Origin of the sequence: Dendronalium phyllosphericum CENA369 (genome assembly GCF_016056275.1) — a bacterium.
GTDB lineage: Bacteria > Cyanobacteriota > Cyanobacteriia > Cyanobacteriales > Nostocaceae > Dendronalium > Dendronalium phyllosphericum.
Window position 1 is genome coordinate 139322 of the sequence record NZ_JAECZA010000228.1, and the last position, 11399, is coordinate 150720.

Here is an 11399-nt window from a genome sequence, read left to right on the forward strand (position 1 = left end):
CATATCTGAAGTCAGGAGTTTCAAATACGATGCCTGCCTTTTAATTTCTCCATGCTTGAAAGCACTTTCTTTAGACCTCGACTCACGAACCACTCATACATTCACCATTCCGACTCCTGGTTTTTGATACAGCAAGTTCTTTTTAGCAAAAACTTTACGCCAAAGGAATCTTTATGATTAACTATTCTCAAAATACAGCTATTACTCCCATCTCAATTTCAGAAGTATTTCTTGCTTTGGTAACAGGAAATATACTAGAGGAGCCATATAAACCTTCAAGGATTGGAAAAATTTCCCGCCTAACAACTACACAAAGAGATTTATATCTCGATAATATTCTCCATCCGGACAATACTATTTTCAGTTTAGGATTCTCGGTAAAGCTACCACAAAATTTAGATAGATTAATTTGGGAACAGGCAGTCCAAATAGTATGTAAAGAAAATGACACTATTAAAACTAAGTTTATTTTTTATCAAGGTGAAGCTTTTCAGTTTGTCGATAACAAGGCTAATATTCATTTTGAATTCATCGATATCCAAAATAATAATCATTTTACTAGTTTAGAACAAATCATTCAAGAAAAAATTAAAGTTAAGCTAGATTTTCAAAAAAGTCATTTATTTAAAAACATTTTAGTCAAAGAGCCACAAGGCAGTTATACTGCTGTTTTAGGTGCACCTCATATTCTTTTTGATGGCTATTCTGGCAAAATTTTCTTTGAAATAGTTGCAAAAGTTTACTTGGATTTAAAAGCAGGTAATATACCTCAAAAAATTGAAGCTAATTCTTTTTATAATTGTATTGATGAGCATCTTCTTAAATTTGATACTCAAGAAATTCAGCAGTACTGGCAGGAAACTTTAACTAACATTATTCCTGTTACTTCTTATATCAAACAAAAAGACAATAATAAAGCTCAATCTAGGAAAATACAAATTACTGGTAGTAACCTAGCGCAGATTAGACAATATTGCCAATTAAATAAATGTAATATCCCAGCTTTTTTTAGAGCGGTTTACGGCATTTATTTGAGTCAATATTTACAAGCACCAGCAGATTTTGTTTTTTACGATATTATCGGTAAAAGAAATTTGCGATCGCTTGATGTTTTAGGTTGCCTCTATCAAGTAGTTCCTGTTGTTGTACCTCAAAAAAATATTGACAAACAATCAAAGTTACTTGATTATATTTCATACATTAATAATTATAGGCAAAAGTTAGATGGGTTACAAAATGTTTCAGTACTTTTACAAAATAAGTATTTAAAAAATGAAGAATTAAAGTTTTTCTATAACTTTTATAATTTCAGTATTGTTAATATTCCTATCTCTGAACCAAATTCTAGATTAATTGTTCATAATTCTTTTGCAAAAAAGGAAGTTCATTTATTAGTTAATGATTTTAATGATACTCTAAAAATAGAACTTTTTTACAATGAAGAATATTTTGTTTATATAAATTGTTTAGAAAACTTGCTATTTTTAGCCAATCAAATTAGTCAAGGTTGTGAGCATTTTTCTCAACTGAATATCTTACCAGAAACCGAGCATCAAAAATTATTAGAAACTTGGAATAATACAAGTAAAAATTACGCATTAGATAAATGCATTCATCAACTATTTGAAGCACAGGTGGAGCGATCGCCACATACCTTAGCTCTCATCTTTAAAGAGGCAGAAAATAACCGCGAACAATCTTCACTCACTTACCAACAGCTAAATCAACGAGCGAATCAGTTAGCACATTATCTGCATTCGCTAGGCGTGAAGCCAGATATGCCAGTGGGAATCTGTGTCGAGAGAAGTCTAGAAATGGCGATCGCAGTTTTGGCCGTTCTCAAAGCTGGTGGTGCTTACTTACCACTAGATCCGGCATATCCCAAGGAGCGTTTAGCTTTCAAGATTGAAGATACGCAGATATCTGTATTGCTCACTCAGCAGCAATTACTACCAGAGCTTCCCAAGCATCAGGCACAAGTTATTTGTTTAGATACTGACTGGGATAAGATAGGCCAATACAGTCAGGAAAATGTTTCTACAGAAGTCACAGCAGAGAATTTAGCTTATATCATCTATACCTCTGGTTCAACAGGCAGACCGAAAGGCATCTGTTTAGGCCACCGTCCTCTAGTGAATTTACTCGAATGGCATCTAAATTCACTATTAACAGGTGTCCGTACTCTGCAATTTGCCTCCTTGAGCTTTGATGCCAGCTTTCATGAAATGTTTGCTGCCTGGTGTTCGGGAGGAACTTTGTTTCTCATCTCAGAAAGCTTGCGTCGGGACTCCACAGCTTTAGCTCACTTCATTCACAACCAAGAAATTGAAAAAGCGATTTTGCCTGTGGTCATACTACAGCAAATGGCAGAACTAGCCGCATCTGGGTTGGAATTATTTACTAGCCTCAAAGAAGTTACCACTACAGGCGAGCAGCTGCAAATCACTCCTGCCATTGTCAAATTATTCAAATCCCTGCCACACTGCTCATTTCACAATCACTACGGCCCATCAGAAACTCATGTAGTAACAGCTTTAGCATTTAATCAAAATCCTGATTCCTGGCCTGCTTATCCCTCTATAGGTCGCCCGATCGCTAACACCCAGATTTACATACTAGATGCAGAGTTAAAACCAGTTCCTATCGGCGTTCCGGGAGAGCTATACATTGGTGGCGTTAGTTTAGCTAGGGGTTATCTCAATCGACCAGATTTAACTAACGAACGCTTTATTGCCAATCCCTTCCAAAGAGGCAGAGGGGATGGAGTAAGCTGCGATCGCTTGTATAAAACAGGCGACTTAGTTTGTTACTTACCAGATGGGAATATTGAATATCTCGGTCGGATAGACCAACAGGTGAAAATTCGTGGCTTCCGCATTGAGCTAGGGGAAATCGAGACAATACTGTTGCAACATCCTGACGTGCGCGAAGCCGCAGTCATAGCGCGTGAGGATGTACCTGGAGATAAGCGCCTAGTTGCTTATATTGTTTCTAACCTAATTCCGGAACGAGTACCTTATAAAAGTCTTTGTCGAGTCGAGACTGATGATAATCGGATAATAGAGCTGCAAACAGAAGATATCTCCAATGGTGGTGTGTGCTTGGTGGAGATACCATTCAGTTGGGCAAAAGGTAAACGAGTTCGTCTTTGTCTGAGGTTGCCAGTAATATCAGAAGAACTTTGGATAGACGGCTGTGTTGCTTGGAGTCAGGGTAAGCGGGCTGGTGTTGAGTTGACTCTAACGCCTAGTGAAAAAATCCTTTTTAACCAAAGCATAGAGTATATCTTAGAAACCCAACATTTATGGAAAACCTTGCAGCGGACAATAAGTGGCAATCTTCGGAGATTTCTCCAAGATAAGTTGCCAGATTATATGCTGCCTTCCAGTTTTGTGATGTTAAACGCATTGCCGCTAACACCGAATGGCAAAGTAGATCGTCGTTCCCTACCAATACCCGATCGCAACCGATGGAATCAAGAGCAAGATTTTGTTTCACCTCGTACTACTGTTGAGGAAGTAATAACAAAAATTTGGCTGCAAGTTTTGAAATTACAGCAGATAAGCGTCCACGATAACTTTTTCGACATGGGGGGACACTCACTGTTAGCCACACAGGTAATTTCTCGGATTCGAGATACCTATCAGTTGGATATACCATTACGACGTTTATTCGATGCACCTACTGTTGCTAGCTTGGCTGAAAGTATTGAGGTGCAACTCAACCAAAATCAAGAATGGTATACTTGGGCGATTGCACCTGTAACGCGCAACCAAAACTTACCCCTTTCTTTCGCCCAGCAGCGATTGTGGTTTCTCGAACAGTTGTTGCCTGACAGCCCCTTTTACAATTTCCCCCAAACTTTTCGCCTGTTTGGCCAGGTAAATCTGAAAGCTTTAGAGCAAAGCCTCAACGAAATTGTGCGGCGGCACGAAGTTTTACGCACAACTTTTGCTTCATTAGATGGGCAACCTGTACAAATTATTGTTCCAGCACTAAGTGTACTTATACATTTGGAAGATTTGCGTTCTTTTTCTGAATCACAAAAAGATACAGAAATTGAGCGATTGCGGATTGAAGAGTTCCAACAACCTTTTAATATCAACCGCGGCCCATTATTGCGGGCAGCCCTAATACAGATAAATGCAGAGGAATCTCTACTACTTCTGAGCATTCACCACATTGTTTTTGATGGTTGGTCTGTGAGCGTATTGTTCCAAGAACTGACATTGCTGTATCAAGCTTTTGCCAATGGTTTACCTTCTCCTTTGGCTCAACTGCCCATTCAGTATGCAGACTTTGCTGTTTGGCAGAGGCAATGGTTGCAAGGAAAAGTCATATCAGAGCAACTGAGTTATTGGAAGCAACAGCTAGCAGATTTACCCATTTTACAGTTGCCAAGCGATCGCCCCCGTCCAGCCATCCAAACTTATCGCGGAGCGCGTCAACCTCTAGCACTCTCCAAATCTCTCAGCGAGGCAGTAACTCGGTTTAGTCAGCATGAGGGAGCTACTTTATATATGACCCTCTTAGCAGCATTCCAAACGCTGTTATACCGCTATACGAGTAGTGAAGACATCGTAGTAGGCTCGTTAATTGCCAATCGCCATCATCAGGAAATCGAGAGTTTAATCGGATTTTTTGTTAACACTTTAGTACTACGCAGCGATTTTTCCGATTCTCCAACGTTCCGCCAATTGCTTAAGCAAGTACGAGAAGTTACCTTAGAAGCTTACGCTCATCAAGACGTACCCTTTGAAAAACTGGTGGAGGAACTAGAACCAGAGCGCGATTTGAGCCGCCATCCCTTATTCCAAATCTGCTTTGCACTGCAAAATGTACCCATACAAGCTTTGGAACTTTCCGGTTTAACAATCAACCATCGCTTAGAACACAATGGTACAGCCAAGTTTGATTTATTCCTAGAATTGTTTGAAACGCCAGATGGAATTAGTGGTTGGTTCGAGTACAGCACCGACTTATTTGATGCTGCTACTATCTCTCGGTTAGGAGAAAATTTCCAAACTTTAGTTGCGGGGATTGTCGCTAATCCAGACCAGAAGGTTGCAGATTTACCGCTTTTAACACCTGCTGAACGCCAACAATTATTATTGGAATGGAATCAAACTCAAGCAGATTACCCGCAAGAAACTTGCATTCATCAACTATTTGAAGCCCAAGTCAAGCGCGTACCTGACTCCATAGCAGCGATATTTGCAGACCAACAAATAACTTATCGGCAGTTGAATGCTAGAGCCAACCAGTTAGCCCGTCATTTACAAGCTTTAGGTGTAGGGCCAGATGTATTAGTAGGGATTTGTCTAGAACGTTCTCTGGATATGATTGTAGCTCTACTAGGGGTTCTCAAAGCTGGTGGGGCTTATATACCTCTGGATCCAGCCTATCCCCAACAGCGTTTATCTTTGATGGTATCAGACTCGCAGCTATCTATACTCTTAACCCAGCAGCATTTGTTGGCACAACTTCCTCAACATCAAGCGCATATAGTCTGTTTGGATAAAGACTGGCAGGATATTGCTACACAAAGCCAAGATAACCTCGATACTAATGTTAATGCCGATAACTTAGCTTACGTAATCTACACCTCCGGTTCTACTGGCAAACCGAAAGGCGTACAAATTATGCACAGCTCTGTAGTTAATTTCCTTCACTTCATGGGTCAGCATTTGGAACTGACAGAGCAAGATACACTGCTTTCTGTAACTACTTTATCCTTTGACATTGCCGTACTCGAAATTTTCCTACCTATTACTCTTGGTGCGCGTGTTGTCACGGTCAGTCGGGAAGAGGCTATGGATGGCACAGCGTTAATTGCCAAATTAACCAATGGCGTTACCGTTATGCAAGCTACTCCAGCCACTTGGCAGCTGCTTCTAGAGGCAGGTTGGCAAGGTAGTAAAGATTTGAAAATCCTCTGTGGTGGGGAAACTTTGCTGAGAAAATTAGCTAAACAGTTGCAACAGCGATGCGCTACTTTATGGAACGTTTATGGCCCCACTGAAACTACCATCTGGTCAGCAACATATAAAGTTGCATCTGAAGACGGACAAGTTCTAATTGGTCGCCCAATGGCGAATACTCAGTTCTATATACTGGATTCTCAATTACAACCTGTACCTGTAGGTGTGCCAGGAGAACTCTACATTGGCGGTGCTGGTTTAGCGCGTGGTTATCTCAATCGCCCTGATTTGACGGAGGCTCGGTTTATTCCTAATCCGTTTAACCAAACAAAAGCAAGCGATCGCCTTTATAAAACAGGGGATTTAGTTCGTTATCTCCCCGATGGTAATATCGAATATCTCAGTCGTATCGACCACCAAGTGAAGATCCGTGGCTTCCGAATTGAGCTAGGTGAGATTGAAGCCGTTTTGACGCAACATCCCTCAGTCAACAAAGGTGTAGTCATAGATCGGGAAGATGTACCCGGACAAAAGCGTTTAGTAGCTTATGTAGTACAGAATCAACAAGAAGAGAACGCCCCAGAGTTGTTAGCAAATTGGCAAACCGAACACCTTTCCCAGTGGCAAACAATCTACGATCAAACCTACAAGCAAACTACTGAGGAACAGAACCGCGTATTTAATACTATTGGCTGGAACAGTAGTTATACAGGTATGCCTATCCCCGCCGAAGAAATGCGCGAGTGGGTAGATTGCACTGTTGAACGCATTCTTTCTTTGCAACCCAGCCAAGTACTAGAAATTGGTTGCGGTACAGGTTTGTTGTTATGCAAAATTATTTCCCATTGCAGCAAATATTGGGGTACTGATTTCGCACCGGAAGCTCTGCGACAAATCCAACAGTTGCAAATGTCCGGTCAAGATTGGCCGCAACTGACTTTGTTACAAAGACCTGCTGACAATTTTGAGGGTATTGAGACAGATGCTTTCAATACGGTAATTATCAATTCAGTAGTTCAGTATTTTCCTAGCATTGACTATCTGCTGCAAGTTTTGACGGGAACAGTCAACGCTGTGCAGCCTGGTGGTTTTATATTTATCGGAGATGTACGCAGTCTACCTTTACTAGAGGCTTACCACACTTCTGTAGCTCTGTATCAAGCATCATTCACACTTTCGACGGTACAGTTACAAGAGCGCATTCGCCAACGCCTCAACCAAGAGGAAGAACTGGTAATTGACCCAGACTTTTTTAGAGCATTAGGGCAGCACTTGCCTAAGATAAGCCGCGTTCAAATTCAAGTCAAACGGGGTCAGCATCATAACGAACTGACAAAGTTCCGCTACGATGCGATTTTACATATAGGAACTGATACTGATAACATTGTTGGAATTACTTGGTTGGATTGGCAACAACAACAGCTAACTTTGTCATCTGTTCGTCACCTTTTATTAGCAACTCAGCCAGAGATTTTAGGAATCAAAAATGTACCCAATGCCAGAGTAATTCAGGAAATCAAGACTATAGAATTGCTCAAAAGTCCAGAAGGGCCGAAGACAGTAGGCGAAGTGCGATCGCATTTAGAACAACTTCCCCAGATTGGCATCGATCCGGAAGAATTGTGGAATTTAAGCCAGGATTTACCTTATTCAGTCGATATTACTTGGTCAGAATCGAGTGTGGTTGACTGTTACGACGTAGTTTTCAGACATAACGAGAGAGAAAGGGTAACGAAGGCGATCGCTAATCGAGATACAGTTGCTCTTAAACCTTGGAATGACTATGCCAATCAACCTCTACAGGGCAAATTCACGCGCAAACTGGCAGTAGAACTCCGCCGCTTTCTGGAACAAAAGCTACCAGAATATATGATACCCACAGCTTTTGTCAGCTTAGAGAAATTGCCATTAACACCTAATGGTAAGTTAGATCGGCGATCGCTACCTGCACCAGATCAGTCCAGAAGCAGTCTAGAAGCAGTATTAATTACACCTCGTACTCCTACTGAGTCAAAAATGGTTGCTATTTGGACTAAGGTATTGGGTAGCGATCGTGTGGGAATTCAAGATAACTTCTTTGAACTAGGTGGTAATTCCCTATTAGCAACCCAGTTAATGATGTATCTACGAGAAACCTTTCAAGTAGAACTGCCTGTAAGATATATTTTTGAGCAGCAAACTATAGAAGGACTCAGCCAAATCATTGACAAACTGCATCAAAAAGACACTGCTGTTCTGGATACTGTTGTTAATCCAAAAGCTGAAGCCGTACTAGATCCAAACATTTATCCTCAAGGAATCCTTGCCCAGGATATCACCCAGCCAAATCATATTTTCTTAACAGGAGCAACAGGCTTTTTAGGTGCTTTCTTAATCCATGAATTGCTACAGCAAACTCAGGCAAAAATATATTGTCTCGTGCGTGCTAAGAACGAAACTGAAGGTTTCAAAAGGCTACAGAAAACCCTAGAAAAATATTTAATTTGGGATGCAAGCCAAAGTTCTAGAATCATCCCCATACCAGGAGATTTAGCTTTACCTCGTTTTGGAGTTTCTGTAGAGCAATTTGAGAAGTTAGCACAGCAAATTGATGTTATTTATCATAGCGGCGCTCAAGTCAACTTTGCTAAACCATATTCTGTAATTAAGGCAGCAAATGTTCTTGGTACGCAAGAAGTTCTCAGATTAGCGTGTCAGCATCAACTCAAGCCAGTACACTACATTTCAACAATGGCAGTTTTTGGCGCAATGGCCAGTATAAATGGGTTAAATGTCCTTTATGAGGATGACGACATCGATCAGAGTGAACCTTATCTTTCTCAAGAGATTGGCTATACACAAAGTAAATGGGTAGCTGAAAAACTTGTTTGGATTGCTAAATCTAGAGGAATCCCTGTAACAGTCATCAGATCGGGATTTTTAATGGGTCATCCCCAGACTGGTGTCACTAATACAGATGACTTCATATCTAGATTGATCGTAGGTTGTATACAAGTAGGTAGTTTTCCAGAACTAATCAATCAAAAACAAGATTTAATTACTGTAGATTATGCCAGTAAAGCCATTGTTCAAATATCTCAGAAAAAAGAATCTTTAGGAAAGGCGTTTCATATAGTGCCTTTAGCATCGGAAAACATTGATTTAATTAAATTATTTGAGTTGATATCAGCTTGTGGATACCAACTTCAGAAAGTACCATATTCCCAATGGACAGATAATTTAATTAATCAAGCTCAGTATTCCCAGTCAAATCCCTTATTCGCTCTTTTACCTATGTTCACTGAAAAAGTGAATCCAGAACAGGCTGCATGGGAGCTATATCAAAATACTGCTGATTTAGACTGCTGCAATACACTAAATGCAATTGCAAATACATCAATTAAATGTCCATCAATGGATGCAGAATTAATCGGTAAATATTTAGATTATTTCCAACGCAGCGGATTTTTGAGTATGTAATCTGCATAGTAGATACAGTTAATGTCTACTCATGAATACCTAATTTAAGAATGATTAATTTTCGGTATTTTTGAGTAGCTTAACTTATCAATAAAATCTGAGTAATTTAAGTGTTTTTAGCAATTACTGTAACTATTAAAACAGCTAAATTTGAATTATACATAGATGCAGGCTTTTAATATGCACCTCACAGAAGAACAGTTATTAATTTATAAAAATCAAGGATTTCTTGTATTACCAGAATATTTTTCTCGTGGCGAAATTGAAGCGGTGAAAGCAGAATTATCTAGTTTATCAGCAGATAACTCACCTAAAAAAGTTCTGGAAAAAGATGGTAAAACTGTACGTTCATTCCACGGTTCGCATACAATAAATGATGTTTTTAATTGTCTAACAAGACATCCGTTTATCGTTGAACCTGCAATGCAAATAGTTGGCAGCCAAGTATATGTATATCAATTCAAAATTAATCTGAAGGCAGCATTTAGTGGTGATATTTGGAAGTGGCATCAAGACTATATTTATTGGCGTAAAGAAGATGGAATGCCAAGACCACAAGTAGTCAACGCTATGTGTTTATTAGATGATATGAACGAATTTAATGGGCCGCTATTTTTGATTCCTGGTTCTCATAAAGAAGAGATGATTGATGTTACAATGCATAATTCTAATGAAATTCAAGGATGGATATCAAATTTTAGTGCTAATTTGAAGTATTCTCTCAACCAGAAATTAATTACTAATTTAGTATCAAAATATGGAATTACTTTCATCAAAGCTGCGGCAGGTTCGATAGTATTTTTTGATAGTAATATAGTCCATGCTTCAACAAATAATATTTCTCCATTTGGGCGTTCTACAGTAATTATTACTTATAATAGTATTGAAAATATTCCTTCTGCCGTTGTAAACCCACGACCAGATTTTCTTGTTAGTCAAGATTACCGGCCTGTTATTCCTTTAGCATCTAATGTGTTATCCTAGCTTTCCGGTACCAAGCTTTAATAAATTCCTGAATTAATTACTAAATTAATGTGAGTTCGACGGGTTGAAAAAGGTACAAAAAAAGCTAAGACTGTAATTACATGAAAAAAGTTGTAAAAAAATAAAATGATAGAAACCTCTATCTAGTAAAACTAGAGTTTTAGGAGGTAGTAAATTTAGCAATACAGCTTCAAAATTCGTCTCTGAGGCGGCAGGTTTAGCAATGAAACGCTCAAAAAACCTTCAATTGACATTTACCCAAAAGATTTACCTCATTACTTCTTGCCGTTTTTTAGTTTTGCTTGGTTGATATATCTGTCTGTATAATTTTAGCTATAATTTTAGCTAAAAAGCCTCCTTTAGAACTAAAGGAGGCTTTGGGAGAAATAAAAACCTGGCACAGAGCTATTGTGGCAGAGGGCAACCCCTAAACTATCGTGGCCGCAGCAGCGTTTCACCTCTGAGTTCGGGAAGGAATCAGCGTGGTTCCACCGCGCAATCAGCACCAGGAAAACTTGTTTGGTTGGGTCAAAACCCTGAAGACTGCAAGCAACGCGAATAGAGGACCAATGTTGTTGTGAGGTCAAGCCCTCGGTCTATTAGCACGGCTCGGCTGCATACATTACTGCACTTCCACCTACCGCCTATAAACGGGTGTTCTGCCCGTGACCTTACCTACTTATGTAGTGAGAGCACTCATCTTGAGGTGGGCTTCCCACTTAGATGCTTTCAGCGGTTATCCGCTCCGCACTTGGCTACCCAGCGTCTACTGTTGGTACAATAACTGGTACACCAGCGGTGCGTCCTTCCCGGTCCTCTCGTACTAAGGAAGGCTCCTCTCAATGCTCTTACGCCTGCACCGGATATGGACCGAACTGTCTCACGACGTTCTGAACCCAGCTCACGTACCGCTTTAATGGGCGAACAGCCCAACCCTTGGGACGTACTTCCGCCCCAGGTTGCGATGAGCCGACATCGAGGTGCCAAACCTCCCCGTCGATGTGGACTCTTGGGGAGATCAGCCTGTTATCCCTA

Annotated in this window: 2 protein-coding genes and 2 rRNA genes; 2 read left to right on the forward strand and 2 right to left on the reverse strand. The window is 40.1% G+C overall.

Annotated elements, in window-relative coordinates; genetic code table 11:
- Nucleotides 1-173 precede the first annotated feature (173 nt).
- Together I8752_RS37630 and I8752_RS25910 are read left to right on the forward strand one after the other, a co-directional pair.
- Entirely contained in the window at nucleotides 174-9380 is a 9207-nt protein-coding gene (locus I8752_RS37630; RefSeq protein ID WP_225895910.1) for a non-ribosomal peptide synthetase, read from the forward strand.
- A 165-nt stretch (nucleotides 9381-9545) separates the two neighbouring features.
- The gene (locus I8752_RS25910) at nucleotides 9546-10364 is read left to right on the forward strand and encodes a phytanoyl-CoA dioxygenase family protein (RefSeq protein WP_225895911.1); all 819 of its coding nucleotides are present in this window, start codon (nucleotides 9546-9548) and stop codon (nucleotides 10362-10364) included.
- A 392-nt stretch (nucleotides 10365-10756) separates the two neighbouring features.
- On the opposite strand, the gene rrf is transcribed toward I8752_RS25910, so the two are convergent.
- Nucleotides 10757-10874, reverse strand: a 5S ribosomal RNA gene (gene rrf, locus I8752_RS25915).
- Nucleotides 10875-10943: 69 nt separating this feature from the next.
- A 23S ribosomal RNA gene (locus tag I8752_RS25920) occupies nucleotides 10944-11399 on the reverse strand; the annotation flags it as partial.

Excerpts from the sequence above, each read along its gene's own strand:
- I8752_RS37630 (WP_225895910.1), top strand. The coding sequence starts at position 174 with ATGATTAACTATTCTCAAAATACAGCTATTACTCCCATCTCAATTTCA.
- I8752_RS25910 (WP_225895911.1), top strand. The coding sequence starts at position 9,546 with ATGCAGGCTTTTAATATGCACCTCACAGAAGAACAGTTATTAATTTAT.